The sequence below is a fragment of the Pseudomonas arsenicoxydans genome (assembly GCF_900103875.1).
GTDB lineage: Bacteria > Pseudomonadota > Gammaproteobacteria > Pseudomonadales > Pseudomonadaceae > Aquipseudomonas > Aquipseudomonas arsenicoxydans.
On sequence record NZ_LT629705.1, the window covers coordinates 3,152,504 to 3,178,261 of the forward strand.

A 25,758-nucleotide genomic window follows, 5' to 3' on the forward strand; every position below is an offset into this window, starting at 1 on the left:
TGCTTGGAATCGTCGGAAAGTGATTCGATGGTGCTCAGGATTTTGGGCTTGCTGGCCGCAGACATCGACGAGCATCCGGGACGATTGAAGGCTGTTGACTCAGAATTGCTCGCCCGCATCAACTCGCTAGTCGGTGATGTGCAGATTGATCTCACTGAGCCGCTCTGCCGAGATGACGAATAAAAAAGGCTGGCCGCAGTCCACTAAACGATCCGTGTTTGCATGGCCTGACAGTCAACTGCAATCATTCAGATGATTCGCCAGCGCCTCAAACAGCGCCTCTTGCAAACGCCGTCTCTCCCTTGTCTCCCTTGGGTCATCATCCGTCAGCACATCGCTTTGGCAGTGCCTCAGCAATGCCTCACAGTCGTTTGTGTTCAAATCAAACTGAATCAATTTTAAGCTTCTCTCGGTGGGCTGCGAGATGCTGCATTTCGCGCACCCAACCCCGGAGAAAACGACGCCAGTCACGTGCGTAGCTACCCTCGGGCAATCGTGATGATAGGACACTCGCCGCTTCAAATCGCGTGTGCCAAGGTTGGGGAATGTGCTGGTCGAGTACGATCACGAAATGGTGGCCATCGCTTCCCTTGAAAGGGGTTTCTGGAACACGTTCATGCAACTCATCAATCGACATTGAACAGGCATCACCGATTGGGTTTTCGAGATCCTGATGATCGATGTCTTCAAGCTTGGCAAGGAGAGGTTTCGCTTCTTCAGAACCAGGTTGTATGCACTCTAAATTCCACAACAGCTCACGTCTTTTGCGCTCGCGTTGCCATAAGGTTTTTAGGTCTGTGCCCATCAATGTTTCATTACCTCGGTATACGTAGGTCAGTTGGCGAGTAGCGCGTTGTGGGTAGGAAAAGTCCTCTCTTGAGATTGAAATCTTTACTTTGAGCAGAGGACTCCGGGCTCAGATTTCGCATAGCTGCGCGCAAAAAAGGCGTTTTCAGCAGTCAGTATCTGGGCAGTTTGGAAGAATCGACTTTTTCAACACAATCGGCCAGGAGCAGCCATTCGCATTTTCACGTATGGCCGCGCGTGCATATTGTATTCAACGGTTCTTTTCCCACTGATCATTGCTCATCGCAAGGCGGAACCCGAGATGTGACATGGAATTCATAGGATCCGCACCCTGCCTAGCACTGACTCGAAAGCTCGTACAGTAGCTGTCACTACAAAGAAAAGAACCACCTCGAATCACGCGTTGCGGTGCATTCGCTGTTACTCCCAGACTTGGATCATAGCTCTCGGATGGGCCCAGAGGGTTAAACGAGACTCCGCCAGCCGACTGACGTTTGAGTTCAAGGTTAAAGGCATCAGTACGATACCAATCGGCGACCCACTGCCAGACGTTTCCGGACATATCGTATAATCCGTAGGCGTTGGGTCTGTAACTACCTACCGGTTTTGTTCCGATTTTGTATTTATTGCTCGACCTGGCAACAGGAAAAGGCTGAACTTCATCCCAGGTATTGGCCATCTTTTCGCCACTGGGCGTGAACTCATTCCCCCACGCATAGTTCGCTTGTTCCAGTCCCCCTCTTGCCGCGTACTCCCATTCGGCCTCGGTGAGTAGGCGCTTGTGCGCCCATGCAGCGTACGCCTGCACATCTTCACTTGAAACCTGAACAACTGGATGGTTTTCCTTGCCCTCGATTGTACTGTCAGGCCCCAGCGGGTGACGCCAGTCAGCCCCGGGGACAAATGCCCACCACTGGCTGAAATCATTGAGCGGGATCGGCCTGTCTGTACCCACAAAAACCATTGCGCCAGGTACCATGAGGCTGTCATCCGGCTCAGGTGTACCCACCGGCAGTTGGACTTTCAGATCTTCCCATTTGGGTTTGCGTTCGGCGGTGGTGACGTAATGCGTTTCAGAAATGAAACGGGCGAAATCGGCATTGGTGACGTCGTAGCGGTCAATCCAAAACCCATCGAGTCGAACCTTGTGCGCCGGCCCTTCGTTTGGCCGAGCCTGCTTATGATCGCTCCCCATCAAAAATTCGCCAGGAGGAAGCCAGACCATATCCAGGGGGCCACTTTTTCCATCACCCAAAATCAAAGGTGACGGATGACGAATGTACTGATACACCGCAAAAGTCACGCCGGCAGACACTACCCCGACTAAGACTATGGCAATGCCCCAGCGCCGTTTCCTGACAAGCATTTGCGCTTCCCATAGTTACTCTGGCTGAAGCTTTTCCTCAGCCTCTCTGGCGTCAAGATCATTTATAGACGCAGTGCCTTTGTTGTCAACGGCCATACCGTTCACAAACGACACCACGATCCCGCTGACACCGCGCCAGCTGATATATCTGGCGCGCTGGTTGTGCTGCAGATCGTTGGACGAATGCGCCCGGCGAAATTGATTAAGTTGATATTTGTCAATTAACGCAGAACAACCAAGGCGGGCTTTGAATCGAAAGCTATCATTAAGCCGACCAGTCACTGACTCGCAGCGGAACATCCCCGCGCTGGAGCACATGATGAGCGTCCCTCGTTCAACCTCAGCACGGCAACCTATCCAACCGTTGCTACGATGCCTTGCCCTTGGCCTCGGCGTGTTCGTCGGCTGCGCACAAGCCGATCAACTCAATGGCCCCCCCGGCGCGACCAGCACCACCCGAGTCATTTCCGGCGAGCAGCTACCAGCGCCCGATCTGCCGTTCGGGGGCACGATCACTGACATTGCGCAAAACTCTAAACCCTACTGGCCGGCGACCATCGTGCCGCCCAGGGGCGCGCCGAATGTGTTGCTGATCATCACCGATGACGCCGGCTATGGCGTGTCCAGCACATTTGGCGGAGTGATCCCGACCCCAAACATGGATCGTATTGCTGCCAACGGTCTGCGCTTCACCAACTTTAACTCCACCGCACTCTGCTCGCCGACCCGTGCAGCTCTGATTACCGGACGCAACCACCATTCGGTCGGTTTCGGGACTATTTCCGAAGCTGCCACCGGCTATCCCGGCTATGACAGCATCATTGAAAAGGACTCGGCCACAGTTGGCCGAATATTGCAGGACAATGGCTACCACACCTCATGGTTCGGCAAGGATCACAACACTCCAGCTTTTCAGGCCAGTCAGGCCGGGCCCTTCGATCAGTGGCCAACCGGTATGGGTTTTGAGTACTTCTATGGCTTTGTCGGTGGTGACACCAATCAATGGCAGCCCAACCTGTTCCGCAACACCACACAGATCTATCCGTTCGAGGGTAAGCCCGGGTGGAACCTGACCACGGCGATGGCCGACGATGCGATTGACTACATGCAACGCATGAACACGCTGACTCCGGATCGTCCCTTCTTCGTCTACTACGCGCCCGGCGGCACCCACGCGCCGCACCATCCGACACCGGAATGGATCAAGAAGATCAGCGATATGCACCTCTTCGACGGCGGCTGGAACCAACTGCGCGAAACCATTTTCGCCAACCAGAAGAAGCTCGGCGTGATCCCGCCGGACACCAAGCTAACCCCTTGGCCAAAAGACCTGCTGCCCGAATGGGATAGCCTGAGCGCCGACCAGAAGAAGCTGTATATTCGCCAGGCTGAGGTGTTTGCTGCTTATGAGAGCTACACCGATCACGAAATTGGCCGGGTGATCCAGGCCGTTGAGGACATGGGCCAGCTCGACAACACTCTGGTCATCTATATCACCGGCGACAACGGCACCAGCTCCGAAGGCCAGATGTTTGGTACACCCAACGAGGTTGCCATGTTCAATGGTGTGCAAATACCGGTCGAGGTGCAGCTGAAAAAATTCTATGACGTCTGGGGTACCGACCAGACCTACAACCACATGGCCGCTGGCTGGGCCTGGGCCTTCGATACACCCTTCACATGGGTCAAGCAGGTGGCCTCCCACCTGGGGGGCGTGCGCCAGGGCATGGCTATCTCCTGGCCTGCACGGATCATTGACAGGGGCGGTATCCGTCCCCAGTTCCACCACATCATTGACATCGTACCGACCATTCTGGAAGCAGCGGGAATCAGTGCGCCAAAGGTGGTGAGTGGTATTCCTCAGAAACCGATAGAGGGCACCAGCCTGCTGTACACCTTCGACAAAGCCAACACCCAGGCGCCATCCACCCACAAGACCCAGTACTTCGAAATGATGGGTGACCATGCTCTCTATCACGACGGTTGGATGGCCAGTACCAAAGTGGTGCGGGCACCGTGGAACATGACCGCCAAGGCAACTGATCCGATGAAAATGCAATGGGAGCTGTTCAACTTGAACGAGGACTATTCGCAGTCCACCGATCTAGCGACGCAACATCCTGAAAAGCTCAAGCAACTCCAGGCCATGTTCATGGAAGAGGCACGCAAGTATCAGGTACTGCCGCTCGATACTTCGGTGCTTCCTCGGATGATCGCCCCTAGGCCGAGCATTACAGCCGGACGCAATGTGTTCACTTGGAACCATCCGCTGATTGGTACACCCAATGGTGATGCGCCGAGCGTGCTGAATACTTCCTACACCTTCACCGCTGAGGTGGAGATTGCGCAGGACGGCGCCGAAGGCATGCTGATCACCCAAGGCGGACGCTTTGCCGGCTACGGCTTCTATGTGCTGAAGAATAAGCCGGTGTTCCTGTGGAACCTGCTCGATCTGGAGCGTATGCGTTGGGAAGGCTCCGACGCACTCACGCCGGGCAAACACGTGCTGGAATTTGACTTCAAGTACGACGGTGTGGGTGCGGAGACGCTGGGGTACAACAATTTCTCCGGCGTTGGTCGTGGCGGTCTGGGTACCCTCAAGGTGGATGGCAAGCTGGTAGATCAGCACAAGATGGAGCACAGTTTGCCTTTCACCCTGGCATGGGATGAAAGTCTGGACATCGGTTCTGACACCCTCACCGGGGTCAACGACGCTGATTACCTACCGCCGTTCACCTTCACCGGCAAACTGAACAAGGTTACCTTAAAGATCGATCGGCCCCAGCTAAGCAAGGCCGATATCGAGAAACTGGAGCAGGCCCAGCAAGCCATCGAAAGTGGCAAAGAGTAAGGTCTCAGGTCGAAAGCGGGGCGTTAGCGCCCCACGCTTTTCGTTGGTACTTCATGGATCACTTGGCTATGGGTACTCAACGATCATTGTTTTACGGCGTGACCATCGTTCATAGCTGGGCCGTCCGCTGGTTTCTTCTCAGGAACCTTAAAGCTCACTGTCGTACTGGTGAGGATTTTGTGAGTCGGGTCGGCGACTTCCAGTAAAACCTTGTGAGTGCCAGGCGTCAGTCCAACCAAGATAATCGGGTCTTCACTGGTATGAGCCCATGTACCTTTCCAGTCATCGACGGTCACGTGGAGGTGGCCAAGACGTGGTGATACATCACCAGCAGTTTTTCCAAATACTGGCATGATCCTGACGTGCTCTGTTCGGTACTGGATGATGACCACTCCGCGGGCGAGCGGCTCGGCCAGTGGCGGATAGGCGATGAGTTTTGGTAGCGTCTCAGATTCCAAGGGGAGTATTGCTGGGGGGGCGATCGATGTCTGCTTCCCCTTGGGAGAAGGCTGCTGTGCAAGAAAAGCCGCACAAGGCAAAGACGATCAGATTTCTGAGAGCGAGGGACATGAAGTTTTTCTCCCGCGAGATTTTATTTAAGGCTAGATCAATCCAACTCGTTGTCTATGTCGAAGTGAATGTGTCGCATAACGTCCGCTCCTGGCCGCTCTCTGCCGATCATGGTTACAAAGGATGCTGGTTAAATTCGATGCAATCATTGGGCAGAACGAATGCAAATGACTGGTCAGCTCGAATGCAAACGGGTGGTCAAGTGGAGTGCAATTTCGCACCATGTACGCTAGGAGCTTCAGATCAGTCAGGCCGCATAGCATTCTACTGGATGAAGCGCGGATAAGGTTTCGAAGGTGGTTTTTCTAGATCCTCGATGCCAGCGTATTTTTCTGCGCAGTCGTGTCAACAAAAATATTTTTTCAGAGGGCCCCTTGAGATTTTTTTCCAGCGACGGATCTCTTTATTTGAGACCAACAAAAAAACAGCGATCTCGGCGCTTCACCTTCCGCAGCTCTTGCTGGGGAAATGATGTAGGTTTTTTGCTTTTGCTTTTGCTTTTGCTTTTGCAGTGCTCCTGCTTCTGGCCCTTTCTTACGATGTATCCAGCTGACGCTGACGTATAGCCGCCCTGTGGGATAGCAAAATCGCCCCCTGTGCGGCGAAAGCCGCTGCTTTCCAGTTTGATTTCAAACAATGAGTCATTTTTTGAAAAAAATACCCATGTCGGACAACGTTCACATTAGAGCAAATCCGCCACAGGAACTGGGAGAGCAGATGCAACAAGAACTTGAATGGGATGTTTGGCGCTTCGCCCAGCAGACATGTGACACGGCAGCTTTTGTGCGACTGCTTGAAAGGGCGGTCGGCAGTTTCAAGAGAGAGCCTGGGCTTGATCCTACCGTGCGGTTGTTCGCATCAGGGATTGGCGTGGAGAACATCAGGGTGCTGCGTGACGTGATGAAACGTCATGATATCTATGCAGGCCCGTCTGCAGACTACGTCGAGCTAAGATCTCGTCTGAAAATGCATTTGCGCGACCACTTACAACTGCACCTTATGAAGAGTGGTCATGCCACCGATGCAATGAAAGATGATCAGTTGGGTCGAGATCTGGGGCTGTAGAAGGCTCCGCATTGTTGCGCTCGTCCGTATTGCCAGCACCAAAAACCTGAGCAAACTCGCTAATCACACGGCCAAAAATGGCAGACACAGAGCTTTCGACCCTAGTCGGACATAAAGCGCTTATTTCCATCAATCAACAGTTTATTTCGAAGGCAGACCAAAGCTGGCGATGAGGCTTGCCGTCGCTAGAACACACATCACAACGAGCAAAGGTGTTGAGCCGAGTTTGTCCAGAATAACAGCAGCTGCCACTGGGCCTACGGCCTGTGCGATCATCATTGAACGGGCCAATAAGCCCATGCGAGCACCGTAGCCGTCTTGCCCAAAAAGAGCCAATGGTAGTGTCCCTCGTGCAATGGTCAGAATCCCATTTCCAGCGCCGTATAGCGCCATCGCAATGAATGCCAGCCATGGAATAGCCGGTACCAGTAGCCCGATTCCTATCCCGCTTAGCAATATCGCGGCCTTTGCGGATGTGGTCGGATGCAAGTTTCGCCCAAAGGAAAACTCTGCAAGCCGAGCTACGACTTGAGATGGCCCTATCATCATGCCGATGGCCAGTGCTGTGGCCGTAGCGATACCGAGCAGTTTCAGTACATTAAGTAGATGGACAGAAACTGAAGAGATCACCAGCGACTGGAGTGTCAGTAGCGCTGCCAACAGCAGAAAGAGGCGATTACCTGATTTTGTGTGATGGGCGGTGGCGGCGGCAGAGTCGTCTGTAGGAGCTGTGTCACTGTTAGGAATGCTCTCACTCTTTGGAATCAACAAGAGATGAATCGGTAATCCTATGACCAGATGAGCTGCGGCTAACGTGACGCAGCTATATCTCCAGCCAATCTGATGTTCTAGGCCGGCGATCAGTGGCCAGCCCAAAGTGCTGGCGAACCCACCCAGCAGAGTGAGGCCGGTCATCGAAGTGCGTGCGCTGTCCCCAAATAGGCGTCCAAGAGTCGAGAAGGCGGCGTCATACAGGCCGGCAGCCATGGCGACACCAATAAATGTCCAGGCCAGGTAATAGATGACCAGGTTGCCAGCCACACCCATCAGCAGCAGCCCCAGTGCCATCAATATCGAACTGGTTGCCAGGACGGGACGACCACCATGCAGATCTATCTGCCTCCCGACCAAGGGAGAACAAGCCCCTGCAACCAACAAACCCCATGAAAGTCCCGCTACGGTGCTGGTAATCGACCATTCGGTCTCTCGTGCAATCGGCGTCGCGAGGACTGCGGGCAAGTAGTACGTTGTACTCCACGCGAGTATCTGTGCGATGCCCATCGCCCAGACGAGTCCAACTCGGTTGATTGTGCGCTGACTGCTGATTGGGTAACTCAAGGGCACCACCCTATTTTAGTTGTTAGGTGCAACAAATTAGCGATGCCGGTACAGCGTGGTCAATCGAAATGAAGGAGTGGTTGACCGTTTCCTGAAGTCGGGATTACTGTTGCATCTAACAACTAATTTGTGATGACCATGGCAAAGCGAAAAAAAGACCAGCTGACTCAGGACTCCGAAGATCTGTACGAAGCCTTGAACCAGCTTGTTCGGGTGTATCAGTTCCGCGACCGGGATCGCATCTGCTGCTACGACGTTTCGGTCACGCAATGCTATGCCATCGAGACTCTGGTCAAAAAGGGCCGACTCCGCCTGCAAGCGCTGGCAGAAGAGATGTTTCTGGATAAAAGCACCGCGAGCCGGGTGGTCGATACGCTTGAGCGCAAGGGTTATGTGTCGCGGGTGGAAGACAGCGAGGATCGTCGCGCAGTGCAGGTTGAGGTTACTGAATCTGGTCATGAGCTTTACCAAAAGATCCGCGCTGACCTGATCGCTGAAGAGCGGGCAATGATCGAACAGTTGTCACCCGAAGCGCGGCAAGGCGCATTGAGCTTGCTGAAACAGATCTCACGAGCGACTGAGATTCGCTGTGGCCTGGTCAGCGGCTGCTGTCCAACGCTGCCAGATGTGAAATGAGGGGCGAGCCCTTTTTTTATTTGAAATGTTGTTACTACCAACTGGATGGGTTCAAGCATGCACATTCGATTTGCTGAAGTCAGGGACGCTGCGTCGATGGCCGACATCTACAACCAGGGTATTGAGGAGAGAAGCTCTACATTCGAAACCACGTTGCGCAGGCCAAATGACATGCTTGAGCGCATTGCTTTGATGGAGCGCTATCCGACCATGGTTATGGTCAACGATGCAGATGAGATGGTCGCTTGGGCAGGTTTGAGTAGTTACCGTCCTCGCGCCTGCTACGACGGTATCGCAGATTTTTCGATCTACCTGGATCGGAGCATTCGAGGCCAGGGGCTAGGAAAAGTTTTGCTTCAAGCGTTATTGAGCGAGGCCCAAGCCCGAGGTTTTTGGAAGGTGTTATCACGCATCTTCACCTTCAATGCGGCCAGCTTGGCGTTGTGCCGGTCGTGTGGATTTCGGGAGGTGGGTGTGTACGAAAAGCATGCTTGCCTTGAAGGTCAGTGGCTTGATTGTGTGATCGTCGAGCGCCTAATTCCTGCTAATCAGCCGCGCTGAAGCGAGGTGTCAGTCATGGACATTAAACTTCCTATTGCCATCATCGGTGCCGGCCCTGTGGGGCTAGCGGCTGCCTGCCATCTCATCGCGAGAGGACTCACTCCCTTGATCTTCGAGGCGGGGCCGAGTGCCGGGGCTAGCATCGAAAACTGGGCGCACGTGCGGATGTTCTCTCCATGGGGGTTCAACATCGACAAGCAGGCTGCCTCGTTGCTCACCGCCCAAGGATGGGTGGCGCCCGCTGGAGACGATTATCCCACCGGGCGTGAATTGCTGGATGAATATGTATATCCACTTGCAGCACTGCCATCCGTGAATAGGTATCTGTGCCTGAACACCGAAGTCCTGGCGGTGACTCGGTTCGGCCAGGACGTCATGAAGACGAAGAACCGTGCAACTGCATCATTTCTGCTACGGGTCAGGACTCCAGAAGGCGAAAAGGATGTGCTCGCTAGCGCCGTCATAGATGCATCCGGCACGTTCCGCTCACCAAATTGGATGGGGGCACATGGTATTCCTGCCTTGGGCGAGAAAGATTTGGCTGAGCGCATCACTTACGGCATTCCAGAGGTGCTTCGTAGTGAACGGCAACGCTATGCAAATCGGCGAGTTATGGTGGTTGGTAGCGGTCACTCGGCGTTCAATGTCTTGCTAGATTTGACTCGGCTTGCCCTCCAGGAGCCTGGCACGAAGATTTTCTGGGTGATTCGCGGCGCCTCCTTAGATCGCATATTGGGCGGAGGGGCCAACGACGAACTGGAGGAACGGGGGAAACTGGGACAGAGGATTCGCCAGCTGTTGAGCGATGGGGGTATTGAGTTGTTCACCAACATCGCCATCGACAGGATTGTTGCAACCGACAATGGCGTCGTTGTTGAGGCGGGGGATCAAGCTCTCCCCGTGGTGGATGAGGTGGTGGTCGCAACGGGCTTCCGACCTAAATTGGAGCTGCTTTCCGAACTGCGTTTGGCGCTGGATTCGGTGACCCAGAGCCCCATTCATCTTGCTCCGCTGATTGATCCGAATGAGCATAGTTGCGGCACTGTTCGCCCACATGGTGCCGTCGAGCTGGCTCATCCTGATGAAGGGATCTTCATCGTAGGAATGAAGAGCTATGGCCGCGCCCCGACCTTCCTGCTACTGACAGGCTATGAGCAGGTGCGTTCGGTAGTAGCGGCGCTAGCTGGTGATTGGGATGCGGCCAAGCGAGTTGAATTGGTCTTGCCAGAAACAGGTGTGTGCAGCCCGCAGTTCGATGATTCTGACTGCCGCGAGCCAAGTTGTTGCACCGATGCGGCTAAGGCTGCTGAAGCTGTGCCGACATCGACATCGACATCGACCCGCTCCGGCTGCTCGTAGCTGTATGGGAAGTAGCTAGGCATTTGCCCAGACCTCTTCCTGGCTGAGAAGAATGCCTGACGCCCCCCCATACAATTTAAGTAGGCATGGGGGGCTGTGCGTTAGCTTGACCGCCTCTGTAAGAAAAGCCCGGCGATAGCTAAAGAATCGTGATTACACGTTAAACCTTCGCGACTTGAAGCTGATCTTCTCCTTGAATTCCTCCACTTTCCCGATGCGGCGAATGTTCGCCCAAGTCCCTTTGTAATATGGAATTACGTTTCGGTCTGTCCATGGTGTGGTCAGATCGCCCATCACGCCATTGAAATGGCCGAACTGCATAAACGTCTGGTTACGCTTGATATCCGGCTCCAGGTAGGCCAGCGCGTAGGATGAACCGTAGTCGTTGAAGACCTCGACCACATCCCCGGATGCGATAGCCAACGCTTGGGCATCGTCAGGGTTGATTTCCAGATAAGCCATCGGCACACGCCGCTTCACGAAATCGTTGTATTGATCGTGGTAGAGCGTTTGCCACGCCTCGTTGATGCGCCCGTTGTTGACCCAGAACTGGTATTTCTCCTTCTGCTCTGCCACCGGCTTTGGTAACCCTGGCCAGGTCGAGGCCTTGAACTCAGCCTTGCCGTCTGGAGTGTCGAACTTGTAATCGGTGTAGAGCATCTCTGTGCCGATCAGTTTGCCATCTCGGTATTCTTTGGCGGGTAACTGGACTCCATTGTTGCCCATGGCTTTTAGTCGCTCGTAGGTAACAAGATTGCCCGTGGTACCGCCCTGACTGTCGATTGGGCCAGCACCGGGTTGGCCAGCCATACGGAAGCCGTCATTGAAGGCGTCCTCCTCGCTTTTCCAGTCGAACCCTGCAAAACGCGCCGCCATGTCCTGTTTCCCTTCGTCCGTATACATCTGCCGAAGGGTGTTAGCGATAGCCGCTGCGATGAGGCAATCGGCTTTCGCCGAACCTGGGGGATCCATGAATTTTTGTGAAAGGCGCATTCGGCGCTCGCCATTCATTGAGGTGAGGTTCATTTCGCCTGGATGGGTCGCCGGCAGCATCACATGGGCGGCTTCTGCCAGCTTGGTAGGGTAGAGGTTGATGTTGGCGAAAAAGAGACCGCCTTTGTTTTTCACCGCGTCGTAGATTGCGTCCACCATCTGCGCAGTTGTACCGCCGCGAACATTGGCCATGGCCTCCCTGACAATGTTCGCGCGTTTTAGAATGACCGCACGATGTTGCTCAGCATTGAGTGTGGTCTGGAAGGGATTGGCCCCCCATGCCGTGTACATCATGCCCTTGCCGTTGATGATCTCCTGATCCACATAGATCTTGGTATTGCCTGGATAAGGGGGGCGTGTGTACCCCTCTTGGTGCCCACCCATCCGCACCACGCCCGTACCTCGTCGTCCGACGTTGTGAGTGGCCAGCACCAAGTCGACCAATGCCGACTGGATGAGGTAGTTGTCATTGCCCCAGATGATTCCTTTTTCGTAGGCGTGCATGGTGTGGGGACGGTGGCCAGAGGTTTTGGGTTTGTAAGCCCATTCGGCTGCTTGCTTGAGCTTGTCCACCGATACCCCGGTAACGCGACTGGTTTCCTCCAGCGACATTCGATTGGCTTGAAGTGCCTGCTCAAACGCTTTGGTATGGGCCGCGATAAATTCCTGGTCATGCCATTTTTGGTCGACCACGTAGGTCAGCAGACCATTGAACAGAGCGATATCCGTTCCCGGTTCGATATCCAGGTGAAGCACGTTGTCTTTACCTGCTGCTTGCTCCGCTATAGCGATGGTCGGTGTCCTGCGAGGGTCGACAAAAATCACCTTGGCTGGGACAACGGCCTCTCCTGGAAAACGCTGCTTACGTTTGTCGACTGTCTGCCCCTGCAAGTTGGGTAGCCAGTGGGCCAGGAAGTAGTTGGTTTGGGTTTCGTAGGAGTTGCAGCCGATGGCAATAATGACGTCGGCCAACTCGGCGTCTTCATAGCTGTTGTTGAGTTCGCCAATGCCCATCTCGCGGGTGGCGTGGCACTCGGAGTTATAGGCTGGGCGGTTGTGGATTCGCACCAATGGGGTTTGCAGTGCGGTGAACATCAGCTTGCCGGTGCCCCAGGTATTCTCAAATCCGCCCCCGGCGCCTCCGTGATCAAAGCAGTCAAAGGCGAGCGGGGCAGGCCCGTCATTATCAAGAATCTTCTTGGTCACCCCAGCGTAGAGCGCCAGCGCATCATCCCAACTGGTGTCCACCCACTGATCAGCCACATAAACGCGCGGGCTGCGTAAGCGCTCCCTGCCTACCCCGTCGGGGCTGTACATGACCTTGGCCAGTTGTCCGCCTCGTGTAGACGAGAGTCCTTTATTAACGTCGCACTGTTTGTCCGGCACGATCATGATGTTGTAGCGCTTGCCGTCCTTGTCAGTGATCGTGTTCTGCATTGCCGGTGTCATGATGACAGCCAGCGGGGGTAACTGTTTGCGGAAGTCGAGCCCCAGTGCGTTCTCATCGGGTGCTCGTCCCCCTTCCTGATTTTCCGGCCATTTGTACACGTGATAGCCACAACCCACGATGCAGAAGTGGCATGTCAGGTTGGTCTTTTGGGCATCTGTCGGAGGCAGTGCCACACGATCTTTGTTGGTTGCCATTTTTAATCTCCTTATCAAAGGAGGTTGGACTGACGTCCGTAGATCAACCCTTCAACGGCAACTGCACGTACCGAATCGTCATTGGGGTTGTACTCAAGCACTATGCTCGGCAGGTTCTCTGTGGCTTGGCCGGAAACCATTTGGCCAATATTCTCAGGGTCGAAAATGCTGAAATGGCAGGGACATTTGAAGACCTTTTGCCCTGGGTCATAGGCAACCGGACAGCCCATGTGCGTACATAGTGTGCTGTAGGCGACGATGTCGCGCTCCGGGCCGACGCCACCTGGAGCGGGAGCGCCCATCTTGATCAATGCGCAAGGTGAGGCCGCGTCGGGATAGGAAAACAGGACTGGCGTATTGACCAGCAATTTCTGTGCTTTGGTGAGCGCCTTCATTGGGTAGGGGAGATTGACTCGCCCTTCTGCCGTTGGCTTTGGTGTCGTGGCTTGTGTTAGCTCGGGCAGCCCTATCGCCACGCTTGCAGCAACCCCGCCTCCAACTTTCAAGAAGAGTCTTCTGGATATCGATGCCATCTCCGCCTCCGCATTACGCTTGCGATGCAGTCGGCCCCGCCGGGGTCGTTAGCGACTTTTACTTCAACCTATTCAGCATAGGATAGAAAGCCCTTTTTTGTGGCCAAAATGGCTTATTAGATGTCGGGTGAGTTCACAGGGCCTGTTAGTGGCAATGCAAAGATCTCATCGCTGCGCGGCTATCACCTGTTCTGTGCCTGTGGAACTCAGATGGCGTAGTAAATGTGGAAGGATGACTTCTGCGTCAGGCCCTACGCCTCTGAGGGTTGCTGAGGCAAAATTGCGCTGCTTTGGTAATCCCATAAAATACAGGCCTGGGATGTGCAGTGATCGTCCGTCGCGCTGTATCAATCGCCCTCGATCATCCGTCACCGCGTGGTCTTCAAGAAAGGAAATATTTGGGCGGAACCCAGTGGCGAAGACAAGGCAATCAACTGCTTCGTGGTGACCATCCGCCCAAACAACTCCGGTTGGGGTTACTTGCCCGAACATCGACCGCTGGTTGAAAAGGCCTGACTTCAGTGCCTTTCTGTAAGTACCGTCATCCAGTACCGGCGTGCTCTGATCATTGAGCCAGCGGGTTCTTTCCAGGCCCGTCCATTTCAGCCAGCCATGGAAGTCCGCACCGAGTAGCTTCTGCGGAAAGAATCGAATCGCCTCTCGCGTGGCAAGCGTGACCTTGGCCACTTTGGCTAGCTCGTAAGCAATCTGTACTGCCGAGTTCGCCGCTCCAATCACTACGATGCGTTTGCCACTGAACATCTCCACATTCCGATACTCGGCACTGTGAAGGCGAACACCTTGGAAGCCTTCGAGCCCAGGAACTTCAGGGGTATAGCGGCGACTGAATGCCCCCGATGCCACGATCAGCGCCCTGGTAAAGAAGCGCTGCCCACTGGCAGTCACTACCTGGAACCCACCAGCTTCCTGATTCACCTTTATGACCTTTATCCCCGGAAGAATCGGCAACTGGAAGAAGCTGGCGTATTGCTCCAGGTAGCGCACGACCTCATCGCGTGAGGGGTAGTGCCCCGGTTCTCCAGGAAACGGCAGCCCCGGTAGTGACGAGTAGGCTGCCGGCGAGAACAGTTCGAGGCTGTCGTAGTAGTTACGCCAGTTACCACCCGGTTGCTGCTGCTCATCCAGGATCAGGAAATCGAGTCCCTGCTGTTTCAAATGCCAGCCACAGGCCAGTCCTGCCTGCCCTGCGCCAATTATGACAACATCGAATGGGTGATCTATTACGTTCATGTATGCGCATCTATACACATATTGAGGTAAGAAAAAATCAAGGAGATCCGCCTGGGCAGCACAATGAAGCAATGCTCTTGGTGTGATAGAGGATGTCCTCCAGTCGCTTGACGATGGCTGGGCCGTCCACCTCATAGAACACCTGGCGACCCACCTTCGTGGCGCGCACGATCGCGGCGTCCAGCAGCACCTGAAGATGACGAGATACCACCGAACGCTCCTGGGGTAGATCAGCCGCAATCGCGGTTACATCTGCTCGACCTAATTGCATCACGCGCTTCAGCACAGCAACTCTTGGCGGCTCGCAGAGGGCTTTGAAAAATGCACCATCGAGAGACTCAATGGCAGCCTCAATGGCTTGAGAGCGGTTAGGGGTGACGTTCATACCGAGAATATATGTGCATGTTGATGCACATGTAAAGTCCCGTTTGGAGGATGGCACTGCCTCCTTCAGTAGAGAACAGGCCGCTGCAGCTTATTTCTAAAGGGTCTGTAGATAGTCTTTCAGGGTTTTTTCATCAGCCGATTTCACCGTCATTCCGTTCGGGCCAGCACCGATGTCGGAGAACTGTTTAGCAGGCTCACCGGTTTTTTTGAAATCTACCAGCTCCTTGGAGCCTTCGCGGAATACCCAAAGTCGACCATCTTCCACCTCGGTAATGAAGCCTGGTTTGGCGTATTGACTGGCGAAGGTAGCGCTGGCGAACAGGCTGGTGAGTAGCATCGCGGTCAGGGGCAGTTTGTTCATCGCAAGGTTCCTGCTTTGAGTTGAGGTGCGGGGAGCCTAAAGCCACTGCGATGACAGGTTAATTACAAAATACGTATATGCGAGTAACCAGATGTTACAGGGCGGAGCTTGCTAGAAAACGACCGGTGCTTGCGCTTACGCACCTAATTTGTTGCCAATTTCACTCTTGGTGAAACTGCTTCTTAATCAGAAACTGGCGTTAATGCTTTACTAGATATTCGTAAAACCATATATTCGTTAAACCATACCTCTTCGAGACTTGGCAATGACCGATAAGATCCGCGTGCTGTTCGTTTGTGTCGCTAACGCTGCCCGCTCGCAGCTGGCTGAGGCGCTGCTGCGGCACACTGATTCAGAGCATTTCGAGGCCTTTAGTGCAGGCAGCCTGCCCAGCGAGATCGATCCCCGCACCTTGGGAGCACTTCAGCATCTAGGTGTGAGTACCGAAGGGTTGTACAGCAAGTCCATCGATGAGTTTGCGGCAGAGCGTTTCGATTACGTCATCACGCTGTGCGATAAATCGTCTCTGGAGTGTCATGCCCTGCCAGGAGTAGGAGAGGTACTGGCCTGGAGCTTTGAAGATCCGGTGACTAGCACCAAGCACGACGCATTCCGTCACACCCTTCACGAGATCCATGAACGCATCAAGATGTTCGTGTTGGTGAAATCTAAACGTTGAGACCCCTATGGCTGACCATCTGACACCGACCACAGTATTCAAGTGCCTGGCCGACGAAACCCGCATTCGCCTTATGTTGCTTATCACCCGTGAGGACGATCTGTGCGTTTGCGAATTGACCTGCGCACTCGATGAGAGCCAGCCGAAGATTTCCCGCCACCTGGCGCAACTGCGTAATTGCGGTTTGCTGGAGGATCGTCGACAAGGCCAATGGGTGTATTACCGCTTGCATCCCAGTCTGCCGGACTGGGTGATCGCCGTACTGAAAACCACGCTTGACGCCAACCAGCATTGGCTCAGTCCCGACGCCAAACGCCTCGACGTAATGGGTGATCGCCCTCAGCGCCTAGCCGCTTGCTGCTGAGTTAACGCTTGCCTGAGCATCGCTCGGCCTTTACGAGATAGCCCGATGAAGATTCTGTTTCTCTGCACCGCCAACAGCTGCCGCAGCATTCTTTGTGAGGCCATGTTTAATCACTTGGCTCCGGCTGAGATGCACGCCTACAGCGCCGGCAGCCAGCCGAAGGGTGAAGTGCATCCGTTGAGCCTGAAAACGCTGAATAAGGCTGGAGTCTCGACTGCAGGGCTCTACAGCAAATCCAGTGAAGTCCACGAGAACCTGGCACCTGATTTCGTCATCACGGTGTGCGACAAGGCTGCCGGTGACGCCTGCCCGGTATTTTTCGGGCCGGCCACTAAGGCACACTGGGGGCTGGCTGACCCATCGGAATATCAAGGGACTCAAGAAGGAATCGAGGCGGCCTTCGAAGCCACTCTGGAACAGATCAGAACCCGTATCGAAGCCTTCCTGGCTTTACCGCTCAAGCAGTTAAGTGCCGAACAACTCAAGGCCGAGCTGGCCCTGATCGGCACCCTCTGACACCGGAGACATGACGATGAGTAAAAGCCGTCTTTCTTTTTTGGATCGCTATCTGACGGTCTGGATCTTTCTCGCTATGGCGATTGGTGTCAGCTTGGGCAGTCTATTCGAGGGACTGCCAGCCTGGCTTAACAGCCTTTCGGTGGGTTCGACCAACATCCCGATTGCCATCGGCCTGATCGTGATGATGTATCCGCCGTTGGCCAAGGTCAGGTACGAAGAGCTGCCGGAGGTGTTCAAGGACAAGCGCATCTTGGCGCTATCGCTGATCCAGAACTGGGTGATTGGCCCAGTGCTGATGTTCGTATTGGCCATCGTGTTTCTCGCTGACAAGCCCGAGTACATGACCGGCCTGATCCTCATCGGCCTGGCGCGCTGCATTGCCATGGTGCTGGTGTGGAATCAGATCGCAGGCGGCAACAATCAATACGTCGCCGGGCTGGTGGCCTTCAACAGCATCTTCCAGATCCTTTTCTTCAGTGTGTATGCATGGATCTTCCTCGGTCTGCTGCCGCCATTGTTCGGCCTGCAGGGCAGCGTGATTGACACCAACTTTGTCAGCATCGCCGAGTCCGTGCTGATCTACCTGGGCATCCCATTTCTGGCTGGTTTTCTTACGCGCAAGATACTCATCAGTCGCAAAGGCGAGAGCTGGTACAGCCAACGCTTCATTCCGCGCATCAGCCCTCTGACGTTGGTCGCGCTGCTGCTGACCATCGTGGCGATGTTCAGCCTCAAGGGCGACATGGTGTTGCAGCTGCCGCTGGATGTGCTGCGCATCGCTATCCCGCTGACCATCTACTTCGTGGTGATGTTCTTCATCAGCTTTTGGATGGGTAAGCTGCTCCACGCTGACTATCCACGCACCACCGCACTGGCCTTTACCGCTGCCAGCAATAACTTCGAGCTGGCCATAGCCGTGGCCATTGCGACTTTCGGCCTCGCCTCGCCGGTGGCCTTCGCCACGGTGATTGGCCCGCTGGTGGAAGTGCCGGTGCTGATCTCCCTGGTTGGCGTGGCCCTCTGGCTCAAGCGCCGCTGGTTCGATCACCCGAAGGGCGCCCTAGCTCAGGAGTAAATGTATGACTAAAGAAATGATCCCCAACCTCGATGCCGAACTGGTCGATCTGCCGACCCTTGATAAGCTCGGCAGTACCCTGTCGGCCACGCACAAGCCGCGCATCCTGCTGCTCTACGGCTCGACCCGCGAGCGTTCGTTCAGCCGCCTGCTGACCGAGGAAGCTGCGCGTTTGTTGCAGCACTTGGGCGCAGAAACACGCATCTTCAACCCATCTGAGCTGCCGTTGCCGGATGACGTGCCGGACAGCCATCCCAAAGTGCAAGAGCTCCGTGAACTGGTGCTCTGGTCAGAAGGTCAGGTCTGGTGCTCCCCCGAGCGCCACGGCTCAATGAGCGCGGTGTTCAAGGCGCAGATCGACTGGATTCCGTTGACCATGGGCGCTGTGCGCCCAACCCAGGGTAAGACGCTGGCGGTGATGCAGGTCTGTGGTGGCTCGCAATCCTTCAACGTGGTTAACCAGCTGCGTGTGCTGGGTCGTTGGATGCGTATGTTCACCATTCCCAACCAGTCTTCGGTGCCGAAGGCCTACCTGGAGTTCGATGAAGCCGGGCGGATGAAACCCTCCGCATTCTACGACCGTGTCGTGGACGTAATGGAAGAGCTGGTGAAGTTCACATTGCTGCTGCGTGAACGGCAGGACTATCTGGTGGATCGTTATTCCGAGCGAAAAGAGTCGGCGGAAGAACTCATGAAACGTGTCAATCAGCGCTCCATCTGAGGATTATTCACCGTGCAACAACACCCTTATTCCGTACTGCCCCTGGCACAGTTCAATGGCCAATTGATCTTCACCCCGTGCCCAGGCACGAAGGGCACACGACCTTTCGAGGCGTTGCAAACCCTCAAGGATGCAGGAGCAGCGGCGTTGCTGACGCTGATGCCGGCAGAGGAGTTGCTTCAGAACGAAATCGACATGCTGCCGCAAGAGTGCCAAATGCTCGGCATCGAATGGTTTCACCTGCCAGTGGACGATGATCAAGCGCCTGGCGAAGCATTCAAAAACGCATGGGAACAGCACCATCCACGACTTAAGCAACTGCTGAACGAAGGGAAAACCATCGCCATTCATTGCAAGGGCGGTTCGGGCCGCACCGGCTTGGTCGCCGCTCAACTGTTGATCGAAAGCGGTGTTCCATTCAGCGATGCCATCCGCGATGTTCAGTCGTTGCGTCCACGCGCCATTCAGCATCCTGCCCATATCGAATACATCGGCCAGTTCGACAATCAGTCGAACGCCCACTGACAACAGAGACAGAGCAAAACAACATGACTATCAAAGTTGGCATCAATGGTTTCGGTCGGATCGGTCGCCTCGCGCTGCGAGCAGCCTGGAGCTGGCCAGAGTTCGAATTCGTGCAGATCAACGATCCTGCAGGCGATGCAGCAACCCATGCGCATCTGATCAACTTCGACTCCGTGCATGGTCGTTGGAACAACGAAGCAAGCGCCGAAGGCGATCATGTAGTGATTGGCGGTAAGCGCATCAAGGTCACCGCAAACAAAACGATTGCCGAAACCGACTGGTCGGGTTGCGATCTGGTGATCGAAGCCAGCGGCAAGATGAAGACTGTGGCGGTGTTGCAGGCCTACCTGGATCAGGGCGTTAAGCGTGTGGTGGTCTGTGCACCGGTCAAGGAGCAAGGCGCCTTGAACGTGGTGATGGGTGTTAACCAGCACCTGTTCGACCCGGCGCAGCACCGTATTGTCACGGCGGCCTCCTGCACCACCAACTGTCTGGCACCAGTGGTCAAAGTGATCCACGAGAACCTGGGCATTCGTCACGGCTCGATCACCACCATCCATGACCTGACCAACACCCAGAGCATCCTCGATCAGCCGCACAAGGATCTGCGCCGCGCCCGCGCTTCAGGCATGAGTCTCATCCCGACCAGTACCGGTTCGGCCACCGCCATTGCGGAAATTTTCCCCGAACTGCGTGGCCGTCTGAATGGTCACGCGGTGCGCGTACCGCTGGCCAACGCCTCGCTCACAGACTGTGTGTTCGAAGTGGAGCGCGCCACCTCGGTGGATGAAGTTAATGCGTTGCTCAAAGCAGCAGCAGAAGGCCCGCTGAAAAATATCCTCGGCTATGAAGTACGCCCACTGGTGTCCATCGACTACCGCACTGACCCGCGCTCATCGATCATCGATGCGCTGTCGACGATGGTGATCAATGGCACTCAAGTGAAGATCTACGCTTGGTACGACAACGAATGGGGTTACGCGAACCGCGCTGTTGAGTTGGCCAAACTCGTCGGTTTGGCCGATTAACAGGGAGAGATCATGAACGCGTTGTCAGCCCTTTCCCCGCAAGTGCGCCAGTACCTGTTGGTGACCGGCAATTACTGGGCCTTTACCCTCACCGACGGTGCGCTACGCATGTTGGTGGTGTTGCACTTCCATGCGTTGGGCTACAGCCCGTTGCAGATTGCGTTCCTGTTTCTGTTCTACGAAATCTTCGGTGTCATTACCAATCTAGTCGGCGGTTACCTGGGTGCCCGTCTAGGCCTGAATCGCACCATGAACATTGGTTTGGGTTTACAGGTGGCAGCCTTGTTGATGCTGACTGTGCCCGCCGCCTGGCTGACCATCCCTTGGGTGATGGGAGCCCAGGCGCTGTCGGGTATTGCCAAAGACCTCAACAAGATGAGCGCGAAGAGCTCTATCAAGCTGCTGGTGCCCGACAACCAGCAAGGCACCCTTTACAAATGGGTGGCAATTCTCACCGGTTCGAAGAACGCGCTCAAAGGCGTGGGCTTCTTCCTCGGTGGTGCTTTGCTCGCGCTGATGGGCTTCAAGAGTGCGGTGCTGGCGATGGCCACGGCTCTGGCACTGATATGGATAGCCAGCCTGTTCCTGTTGAAGAAGGATCTGGGTAAAGCCAAGGCCAAACCGAAATTTCGCGAGATCCTTTCCAAGAGCCGGGCGATCAATATCCTCTCGGCGGCGCGAATGTTCCTCTTTGGTGCCCGCGATGTTTGGTTCGTGGTGGCGTTGCCAGTCTATCTGAGCACGGTGTTCGGCTGGGACTTCTGGTTGGTTGGCGGCTTCTTGGCGGCCTGGGTCATCGGCTACGGCATCGTCCAGTCGTTGGCCCCGAACATCACTGGAAAGAAGCATGGCCATGTCCCGGATGGGCGGGCTGCCTTCGTTTGGGCAGCATTGCTGGCGGGTCTGCCTGCCGCAATAGCCCTCGGTCTCTCGGCGGGTTGGTCGCCTCACGTTGTGTTGCTGGGTGGATTGATGGTATTCGGCGCACTATTCGCGGTGAACTCTTCTCTTCACAGCTATCTCATTGTCTCGTATGCCAAAGAGGACGGGGTGTCGCTGGACGTGGGCTTCTACTACATGTCCAACGCCCTGGGCCGACTGCTCGGCACCGTGCTGTCCGGCTGGATTTATCAGGGTTACGGACTGGAGGCCTGCTTGTGGGTTTCTTCGGCCTTCGTGTTGCTGGCTGCCCTGATTTCTATCGCCTTACCCAGGCATGTTGAGGTGATATGAAGAAGTATTCGGAAAAAATCGCTATGTAAAAATTCGACCTGCAAATTACGAGTAGTTAACTGAGGGAGGGTCAGTCGCCATTTCCGCTGGAGAGATTGTAGGCACAACAATTTTCTAAGGCATATGGCATTGCTCATACCCTAGCCGGAAGGTTCATAGAATGACTCATTCGCATGATGGTCATGCTGACGTACCCAAGAGATACGACAAGGCTTTCTGTCTTGGTATAGCGCTGAATTCCGGTTTTGTGTTAATCGAAGCCTTCTATGGCTGGAAAATTGACTCACTGGCTCTCTTGGCGGATGCGGGCCATAACCTTAGCGATGTGGGAGGATTGATTCTGGCTTGGGCGGCGTTGGCCGCTACACGCTTACAGCCAAATGATCGGCATACCTTTGGTTGGCGACGGGGCTCGATTCTCGCTAGCTTTATCAATGCGTTTGTTTTGCTGATTGCGATGGGATCGCTTGGATGGGAGGCGTTTCAACGTCTTCAGGCTCCGGTGGCGATAGCTGGCGTAACAGTGATGTTCGTTGCTGGTATCGGTATTTTGGTCAATACCATTACCGCTTGGCTGTTCATTTCTGGAAGCCGAAACGATCTAAATTTGCGCGGAGCTTTCCTTCATATGTCAGCCGATGCTCTGGTATCGGTAGGCGTATTGCTGGCAGGGGCGATGTATCAATGGAAAGGTTGGTACTGGATTGACCCGGCAATTAGTTTGGTGATTGCCGTTATTATCGTCGTTACTACTTGGTCATTGTTTCGTAAATCCCTACATTTGCTGTTTGACGGTGTTCCCGATCAGGTCAATTTACCTTCGATACGTCAATATCTCCTGAGTCAGCCAGGCATCATCGATATCCACGATTTGCATGTGTGGGCTATGAGCACGACGGAGGTTGCGCTGACTGCACATTTGGTTATGGCGTCATTGCCGGAAAGCGATCAGTTCTTGCAGGATGTAGCTGAAGAATTACGTGAGCACTTCGAGATCACTCATTGCACTCTGCAACTGGAACGCGATCTAGGCTGTTCGTCAGGTTGTAACGGGCTATAGAAGCTGTGGTGTTATTTACGTTCTACCTGAATGAATGATCTGTCTAATCGTCAACCTGCCGTTTTTGGGCCTGGATACACGGGTGCGAAACCGCCACCCAATGTACGGAAATTGGTCGTCTGGCCTTGGTATAACCGTGCGGCCACCGACAGAACCTCGCCAGCATAGGCGTAGTTACGAACGTCGAATTTCAGCACTGAGGCTGTAGTTTCGGCTGATAGGGTTCTTTGGCCAGGCAGGATCAAGGCTTGGGCCACATACTCACCGGCAAGAATCTCCTGCCAGACCCGTTGGGTGAGCTTGTCACCACGGTAGGCAGCCCGGCTGCCAAATCCGGCGCAAGGTTTGAAGAACAGCCCCCGGCGCTCCTGCCACAGGCGTTCGGCATTTTCTGCCGTCACTATTTCGGTATATGGAATGCTGGTCAGTAATAGATCCTGGGTAGCTTGTGGCACCCCCCATGCTTTCAATCGCTGGGCATCGCAGAGTAAGGCCAGATTGCGCTTGTCTGCGTACAACGCGTGGGCTTGCGGGTGTGGTGTGAGTAGCGTTGCACGTTCAAGGTAGGCCTGGCGTAGCGTGGCGTTGCCAACGGCCTTAAGGGAAAAGTCGGTCAAACGGTTGTAGACCATGTCAATAGCCAACCGGTTATGCCAAAGCAGACCATCCCTCAGGCTGAGCTCAGAGGGATCGATTATCACCGCTTCTAGTCCATGACGCTGGAAAAGCTGTTGGAACAATAGGAACTCTGGGTACAGGTACTGCTGTTCGGGGGCCTCATCGACAATGGCAATACTGCGCAACGGTTTATCCAGGCCGTACTGTGACCACTCCTGACGAAACATTGCAATGATCCTGCTCTCAAACGCTTCGGCCTTTGTCGATGGTGGTAGCAGCTGTTCTATCGCCGGGCAGCAGGCGTGCTGCGCTCGTGACAACACGGCATTGAGCATTGCCCCACCAGCATTGGTGTTGATCTCGATCAGGCCGAAATTGTTCTCAGTGACATGAAAGTCATACCCAAAGAAGACTCCCTTGACTCCACTTGGGTCATGTCGTGCGATAGCAGGAGAGTGAGCTAGCACTTCCTCTCGGTAAGCCGGGAGTGCAACGACTGATTCGACCGCGCGCACGACCTGCGCCATTCGATCCAAGTGGGCAGGAGCGATAAAAACCGGATGGGCTGCGAATAGGTGAGGGCAGCGTTGCTGCACAAGCTCAAACAGACCAGGCTGACCGAGTGTCGACTCCAGGGTCTCGCGCAGGGCGTCTTTATCCAGGCTGATGCAAAAGCACTGACTGTTGAGGGTTTCGATAGGCACTCCTGCCAGAGCCGCTGCAGCGGCTGCCGTCGAAAGAAACGCTGCGTCATTGTTGGACAAGGGCATAACCAACTTAGGCATCGCTGTCTCCCCTAGGGCTCTGAGACTTGTCGGGCCGAGTCCCTAGCCCGAATCTGTGATGGTTTGAGGCGGGTACAGTTGGGCCTCTCAACACCGAGTGTGTCTGGACGTCCAGAAGCCTCCTACCTCAAGCACTGAGCCACTGTTCGACCTTGTCACGGGTCGGGATGCCCCCTGAGTGAACAACCTTTCCATCAATCACGACACTGGGCGTGGACATTACCCCGTAGCTGACGATCTGTTGCATGTCTTCGATTTTTTCCAGTTTTACGGGGACGCCTTTCGCACTCGCCACCTGTTCGATGATGGCTACTGTCGATTTACATTTTGCACAACCGGAGCCCAGAACCTTGATGTCTTTCATAAAAACCTCGGTAGGTGGATTACAAAGTGAAGTTGAAGACGTAACCAACGATCAGAATGCCGACGGCTACGACCCCAATAAAGGTGGCTATCAGGCGAACTTTCAGCACCTTGCGCAAGATCACCATCTCAGGAAGGGATAGAGCGATGACACTCATCATGAAGGCCAGCACAGTGCCCAGTGCCGCGCCCTTTGCGAGCAGTGCCTGCACAATGGGAATAATGCCTGCCGCATTGGTATACATGGGGATGCCTATAAGAACCGCGAGCGGAACTGACCACCATGCTTCTTTACCCATGAAACTGGCCATGAAATCCTCAGGCACATACCCGTGAATGCCTGCGCCAATGGCAATACCGGCAAGAATGTATGGCCATACTTTTCCGACGATTTCACGCACGCTGCTGAACCCGGCATTTATCCGCTCATACAGCGGCATACTCGTGTCTCCAGCGGTTGCCTGGATCTTGGGCATATTACGAACCCAGTCTTCCAAATAGGCCTCCATTTTCAGGCGCCCAATGACCCAGCCAGCAACAATCGCAATAAACAACCCCAAGCTGAGGTACAGCAAGGCAACTTTCCAGCCGAACAGGCCAAGCAGTAGTGTCAGCGCTACCTCATTCACCATGGGCGCAGAAATGAGGAAAGAGAACGTCACCCCTAGTGGCACTCCCGCTTGAACAAAGCCTATGAATAGAGGAACGGCTGAGCAGGAGCAAAATGGAGTAAACACACCGAGTGACGCCGCCATGACATTGGCCATCCCCTCGCTTCGCCCCGCCAACAGTGCGCGGGTGCGCTCAGGCGTGAAGTGGGAGTTGAGCATGCCCATCAAGAACACGATGCCGGTCAAAAGCATCAGCACTTTGGGTGTGTCATAGAAAAAAAACTGTAAGGCGCCTCCAAGATGGCTATCCCGATTAACCGGAATCGTTGCGACGATAGCCTCCGAAATGGGAATCAGGGCCTCATACAAACCAAACCAAACCAGTGCGGCTACTGCTAAGAAGAGGCGGGGATTGCGCTCAGGCCAACGCATAATCATTTCGTTCATGTCCACTA

Annotated in this window: 27 protein-coding genes and 1 pseudogene; 15 read left to right on the forward strand and 13 right to left on the reverse strand. The window is 54.7% G+C overall.

What is annotated here, in order from left to right:
• Positions 1-3 precede the first annotated feature (3 nt).
• Positions 4-183, forward strand: a complete 180-nt coding sequence (locus tag BLQ41_RS30490) for a type II toxin-antitoxin system PrlF family antitoxin (RefSeq protein ID WP_197678929.1) — start codon at positions 4-6, stop codon at positions 181-183.
• Positions 184-382: 199 nt separating this feature from the next.
• Here BLQ41_RS30490 and BLQ41_RS14700 read toward each other — a convergent pair whose 3' ends face one another.
• The 3 genes from BLQ41_RS14700 to BLQ41_RS14715 all read right to left on the reverse strand — a co-directional run bounded on the left by BLQ41_RS14700 (position 383) and on the right by BLQ41_RS14715 (position 2,491).
• The gene (locus BLQ41_RS14700) at positions 383-805 is read right to left on the reverse strand and encodes a hypothetical protein (RefSeq protein WP_090181940.1); all 423 of its coding nucleotides are present in this window, start codon (positions 803-805) and stop codon (positions 383-385) included.
• Positions 806-1,057: 252 nt separating this feature from the next.
• On the reverse strand, positions 1,058-2,173 hold the full coding sequence (locus BLQ41_RS14710; RefSeq protein WP_090181944.1) for a formylglycine-generating enzyme family protein: 1,116 nt from the start codon (positions 2,171-2,173) through the stop codon (positions 1,058-1,060).
• A 15-nt stretch (positions 2,174-2,188) separates the two neighbouring features.
• Positions 2,189-2,491 carry a hypothetical protein gene (locus BLQ41_RS14715; RefSeq protein ID WP_090181945.1) on the reverse strand — a complete coding sequence of 101 codons (303 nt, stop codon included), beginning with the start codon at positions 2,489-2,491 and terminating at the stop codon, positions 2,189-2,191.
• A 1-nt stretch (position 2,492) separates the two neighbouring features.
• On the opposite strand from BLQ41_RS14715, the gene BLQ41_RS14720 reads away from it, so the two are divergent.
• Positions 2,493-5,024: an arylsulfatase gene (locus BLQ41_RS14720; RefSeq protein WP_090181947.1), complete on the forward strand. Its 2,532-nt coding sequence runs from the start codon at positions 2,493-2,495 to the stop codon at positions 5,022-5,024.
• A gap of 83 nt (positions 5,025-5,107) precedes the next feature.
• Here BLQ41_RS14720 and BLQ41_RS14725 read toward each other — a convergent pair.
• Positions 5,108-5,594: pseudogene (locus BLQ41_RS14725) on the reverse strand (DUF6130 family protein).
• A gap of 636 nt (positions 5,595-6,230) precedes the next feature.
• Between BLQ41_RS14725 and BLQ41_RS14730 the strand changes: the two are divergent.
• Positions 6,231-6,659 (forward strand): hypothetical protein, encoded by a 429-nt coding sequence (locus tag BLQ41_RS14730; protein WP_231997100.1) that lies wholly within the window; start codon positions 6,231-6,233, stop codon positions 6,657-6,659.
• 141 nt (positions 6,660-6,800) lie between these two features.
• Here BLQ41_RS14730 and BLQ41_RS14735 read toward each other — a convergent pair whose 3' ends face one another.
• Positions 6,801-7,997: an MFS transporter gene (locus tag BLQ41_RS14735; RefSeq protein ID WP_231997101.1), complete on the reverse strand. Its 1,197-nt coding sequence runs from the start codon at positions 7,995-7,997 to the stop codon at positions 6,801-6,803.
• Between the two features lie 138 nt (positions 7,998-8,135).
• Between BLQ41_RS14735 and BLQ41_RS14740 the strand changes: the two genes are divergently transcribed.
• From BLQ41_RS14740 to BLQ41_RS14750, 3 genes are read left to right on the forward strand one after another with little or no spacing between them, the layout of a single operon-like run.
• A complete protein-coding gene (locus tag BLQ41_RS14740) occupies positions 8,136-8,633 on the forward strand; it encodes a MarR family winged helix-turn-helix transcriptional regulator (protein ID WP_090188554.1) in 498 nt (165 codons plus the stop codon).
• Positions 8,634-8,690: 57 nt separating this feature from the next.
• Positions 8,691-9,194 (forward strand): arsinothricin resistance N-acetyltransferase ArsN1 family A, encoded by a 504-nt coding sequence (locus BLQ41_RS14745; protein ID WP_090181950.1) that lies wholly within the window; start codon positions 8,691-8,693, stop codon positions 9,192-9,194.
• 15 nt (positions 9,195-9,209) lie between these two features.
• Positions 9,210-10,553, forward strand: a complete 1,344-nt coding sequence (locus tag BLQ41_RS14750) for an FAD-dependent oxidoreductase (RefSeq protein ID WP_090181951.1) — start codon at positions 9,210-9,212, stop codon at positions 10,551-10,553.
• Positions 10,554-10,706: 153 nt separating this feature from the next.
• Here the strand turns inward: BLQ41_RS14750 and BLQ41_RS14755 are convergent, their stop codons facing one another.
• The 5 genes from BLQ41_RS14755 to BLQ41_RS14775 all read right to left on the reverse strand — a co-directional run bounded on the left by BLQ41_RS14755 (position 10,707) and on the right by BLQ41_RS14775 (position 15,722).
• Complete coding sequence (locus BLQ41_RS14755) at positions 10,707-13,190, reverse strand: arsenate reductase (azurin) large subunit (RefSeq protein WP_090181953.1); 2,484 nt, start codon at positions 13,188-13,190, stop codon at positions 10,707-10,709.
• 14 nt (positions 13,191-13,204) lie between these two features.
• Complete coding sequence (locus BLQ41_RS14760; protein ID WP_090181954.1) at positions 13,205-13,723, reverse strand: arsenate reductase (azurin) small subunit; 519 nt, start codon at positions 13,721-13,723, stop codon at positions 13,205-13,207.
• A 165-nt stretch (positions 13,724-13,888) separates the two neighbouring features.
• The gene (locus BLQ41_RS14765; protein WP_090181956.1) at positions 13,889-14,974 is read right to left on the reverse strand and encodes a flavin-containing monooxygenase; all 1,086 of its coding nucleotides are present in this window, start codon (positions 14,972-14,974) and stop codon (positions 13,889-13,891) included.
• A 37-nt stretch (positions 14,975-15,011) separates the two neighbouring features.
• Positions 15,012-15,359: an ArsR/SmtB family transcription factor gene (locus tag BLQ41_RS14770; RefSeq protein ID WP_090181957.1), complete on the reverse strand. Its 348-nt coding sequence runs from the start codon at positions 15,357-15,359 to the stop codon at positions 15,012-15,014.
• A gap of 96 nt (positions 15,360-15,455) precedes the next feature.
• On the reverse strand, positions 15,456-15,722 hold the full coding sequence (locus tag BLQ41_RS14775; RefSeq protein WP_090181959.1) for a hypothetical protein: 267 nt from the start codon (positions 15,720-15,722) through the stop codon (positions 15,456-15,458).
• Positions 15,723-15,987: 265 nt separating this feature from the next.
• On the opposite strand from BLQ41_RS14775, the gene BLQ41_RS14780 reads away from it, so the two are divergent.
• From BLQ41_RS14780 to BLQ41_RS14820, 9 genes are all read left to right on the forward strand, one after another.
• Positions 15,988-16,401: an arsenate reductase ArsC gene (locus BLQ41_RS14780; RefSeq protein ID WP_090181960.1), complete on the forward strand. Its 414-nt coding sequence runs from the start codon at positions 15,988-15,990 to the stop codon at positions 16,399-16,401.
• 7 nt (positions 16,402-16,408) lie between these two features.
• The gene (locus BLQ41_RS14785; RefSeq protein WP_028621210.1) at positions 16,409-16,765 is read left to right on the forward strand and encodes a metalloregulator ArsR/SmtB family transcription factor; all 357 of its coding nucleotides are present in this window, start codon (positions 16,409-16,411) and stop codon (positions 16,763-16,765) included.
• A gap of 45 nt (positions 16,766-16,810) precedes the next feature.
• On the forward strand, positions 16,811-17,281 hold the full coding sequence (locus BLQ41_RS14790) for an arsenate reductase ArsC (RefSeq protein ID WP_090181962.1): 471 nt from the start codon (positions 16,811-16,813) through the stop codon (positions 17,279-17,281).
• 16 nt (positions 17,282-17,297) lie between these two features.
• Positions 17,298-18,359, forward strand: a complete 1,062-nt coding sequence (arsB, locus tag BLQ41_RS14795; protein ID WP_090181963.1) for an ACR3 family arsenite efflux transporter — start codon at positions 17,298-17,300, stop codon at positions 18,357-18,359.
• Positions 18,360-18,363: 4 nt separating this feature from the next.
• A complete protein-coding gene (gene arsH, locus BLQ41_RS14800) occupies positions 18,364-19,080 on the forward strand; it encodes an arsenical resistance protein ArsH (protein WP_090181965.1) in 717 nt (238 codons plus the stop codon).
• A gap of 12 nt (positions 19,081-19,092) precedes the next feature.
• Positions 19,093-19,605 (forward strand): cyclin-dependent kinase inhibitor 3 family protein, encoded by a 513-nt coding sequence (locus tag BLQ41_RS14805; protein ID WP_090181966.1) that lies wholly within the window; start codon positions 19,093-19,095, stop codon positions 19,603-19,605.
• A 23-nt stretch (positions 19,606-19,628) separates the two neighbouring features.
• Positions 19,629-20,633, forward strand: coding sequence for an ArsJ-associated glyceraldehyde-3-phosphate dehydrogenase (locus BLQ41_RS14810; RefSeq protein WP_090181968.1), 1,005 nt, complete (start codon positions 19,629-19,631; stop codon positions 20,631-20,633).
• A gap of 12 nt (positions 20,634-20,645) precedes the next feature.
• Positions 20,646-21,866, forward strand: a complete 1,221-nt coding sequence (gene arsJ, locus BLQ41_RS14815) for an organoarsenical effux MFS transporter ArsJ (RefSeq protein WP_090181969.1) — start codon at positions 20,646-20,648, stop codon at positions 21,864-21,866.
• A 160-nt stretch (positions 21,867-22,026) separates the two neighbouring features.
• Positions 22,027-22,926: a cation diffusion facilitator family transporter gene (locus tag BLQ41_RS14820; protein WP_090181971.1), complete on the forward strand. Its 900-nt coding sequence runs from the start codon at positions 22,027-22,029 to the stop codon at positions 22,924-22,926.
• A 50-nt stretch (positions 22,927-22,976) separates the two neighbouring features.
• Here BLQ41_RS14820 and BLQ41_RS14825 read toward each other — a convergent pair whose 3' ends face one another.
• The 3 genes from BLQ41_RS14825 to BLQ41_RS14835 form a co-directional block, all read right to left on the reverse strand.
• Positions 22,977-24,329: an ATP-grasp domain-containing protein gene (locus tag BLQ41_RS14825; protein WP_231997102.1), complete on the reverse strand. Its 1,353-nt coding sequence runs from the start codon at positions 24,327-24,329 to the stop codon at positions 22,977-22,979.
• Positions 24,330-24,456: 127 nt separating this feature from the next.
• Positions 24,457-24,693, reverse strand: coding sequence for a thioredoxin family protein (locus BLQ41_RS14830; RefSeq protein ID WP_090181972.1), 237 nt, complete (start codon positions 24,691-24,693; stop codon positions 24,457-24,459).
• 19 nt (positions 24,694-24,712) lie between these two features.
• Positions 24,713-25,750 (reverse strand): permease, encoded by a 1,038-nt coding sequence (locus BLQ41_RS14835; protein WP_090181974.1) that lies wholly within the window; start codon positions 25,748-25,750, stop codon positions 24,713-24,715.
• Between the last annotated feature and the right edge of the window lie 8 nt (positions 25,751-25,758).

Excerpts from the sequence above, each read along its gene's own strand:
- BLQ41_RS14715 (WP_090181945.1), bottom strand. The coding sequence starts at position 2,491 with ATGTGCTCCAGCGCGGGGATGTTCCGCTGCGAGTCAGTGACTGGTCGG.
- BLQ41_RS14810 (WP_090181968.1), top strand. The coding sequence starts at position 19,629 with ATGACTATCAAAGTTGGCATCAATGGTTTCGGTCGGATCGGTCGCCTC.
- BLQ41_RS14785 (WP_028621210.1), top strand. The coding sequence starts at position 16,409 with ATGGCTGACCATCTGACACCGACCACAGTATTCAAGTGCCTGGCCGAC.
- BLQ41_RS14765 (WP_090181956.1), bottom strand. The coding sequence starts at position 14,974 with ATGAACGTAATAGATCACCCATTCGATGTTGTCATAATTGGCGCAGGG.
- arsJ (WP_090181969.1), top strand. The coding sequence starts at position 20,646 with ATGAACGCGTTGTCAGCCCTTTCCCCGCAAGTGCGCCAGTACCTGTTG.
- arsH (WP_090181965.1), top strand. The coding sequence starts at position 18,364 with ATGACTAAAGAAATGATCCCCAACCTCGATGCCGAACTGGTCGATCTG.
- BLQ41_RS14755 (WP_090181953.1), bottom strand. The coding sequence starts at position 13,190 with ATGGCAACCAACAAAGATCGTGTGGCACTGCCTCCGACAGATGCCCAA.
- BLQ41_RS14740 (WP_090188554.1), top strand. The coding sequence starts at position 8,136 with ATGGCAAAGCGAAAAAAAGACCAGCTGACTCAGGACTCCGAAGATCTG.
- BLQ41_RS14700 (WP_090181940.1), bottom strand. The coding sequence starts at position 805 with ATGGGCACAGACCTAAAAACCTTATGGCAACGCGAGCGCAAAAGACGT.
- BLQ41_RS14730 (WP_231997100.1), top strand. The coding sequence starts at position 6,231 with ATGAGTCATTTTTTGAAAAAAATACCCATGTCGGACAACGTTCACATT.
- BLQ41_RS14710 (WP_090181944.1), bottom strand. The coding sequence starts at position 2,173 with ATGCTTGTCAGGAAACGGCGCTGGGGCATTGCCATAGTCTTAGTCGGG.
- BLQ41_RS14780 (WP_090181960.1), top strand. The coding sequence starts at position 15,988 with ATGACCGATAAGATCCGCGTGCTGTTCGTTTGTGTCGCTAACGCTGCC.
- BLQ41_RS14825 (WP_231997102.1), bottom strand. The coding sequence starts at position 24,329 with ATGCCTAAGTTGGTTATGCCCTTGTCCAACAATGACGCAGCGTTTCTT.
- BLQ41_RS14745 (WP_090181950.1), top strand. The coding sequence starts at position 8,691 with ATGCACATTCGATTTGCTGAAGTCAGGGACGCTGCGTCGATGGCCGAC.
- BLQ41_RS14835 (WP_090181974.1), bottom strand. The coding sequence starts at position 25,750 with ATGAACGAAATGATTATGCGTTGGCCTGAGCGCAATCCCCGCCTCTTC.
- BLQ41_RS14820 (WP_090181971.1), top strand. The coding sequence starts at position 22,027 with ATGACTCATTCGCATGATGGTCATGCTGACGTACCCAAGAGATACGAC.
- BLQ41_RS14720 (WP_090181947.1), top strand. The coding sequence starts at position 2,493 with ATGAGCGTCCCTCGTTCAACCTCAGCACGGCAACCTATCCAACCGTTG.
- BLQ41_RS14830 (WP_090181972.1), bottom strand. The coding sequence starts at position 24,693 with ATGAAAGACATCAAGGTTCTGGGCTCCGGTTGTGCAAAATGTAAATCG.
- arsB (WP_090181963.1), top strand. The coding sequence starts at position 17,298 with ATGAGTAAAAGCCGTCTTTCTTTTTTGGATCGCTATCTGACGGTCTGG.
- BLQ41_RS14750 (WP_090181951.1), top strand. The coding sequence starts at position 9,210 with ATGGACATTAAACTTCCTATTGCCATCATCGGTGCCGGCCCTGTGGGG.
- BLQ41_RS14775 (WP_090181959.1), bottom strand. The coding sequence starts at position 15,722 with ATGAACAAACTGCCCCTGACCGCGATGCTACTCACCAGCCTGTTCGCC.
- BLQ41_RS14790 (WP_090181962.1), top strand. The coding sequence starts at position 16,811 with ATGAAGATTCTGTTTCTCTGCACCGCCAACAGCTGCCGCAGCATTCTT.
- BLQ41_RS14760 (WP_090181954.1), bottom strand. The coding sequence starts at position 13,723 with ATGGCATCGATATCCAGAAGACTCTTCTTGAAAGTTGGAGGCGGGGTT.
- BLQ41_RS14770 (WP_090181957.1), bottom strand. The coding sequence starts at position 15,359 with ATGAACGTCACCCCTAACCGCTCTCAAGCCATTGAGGCTGCCATTGAG.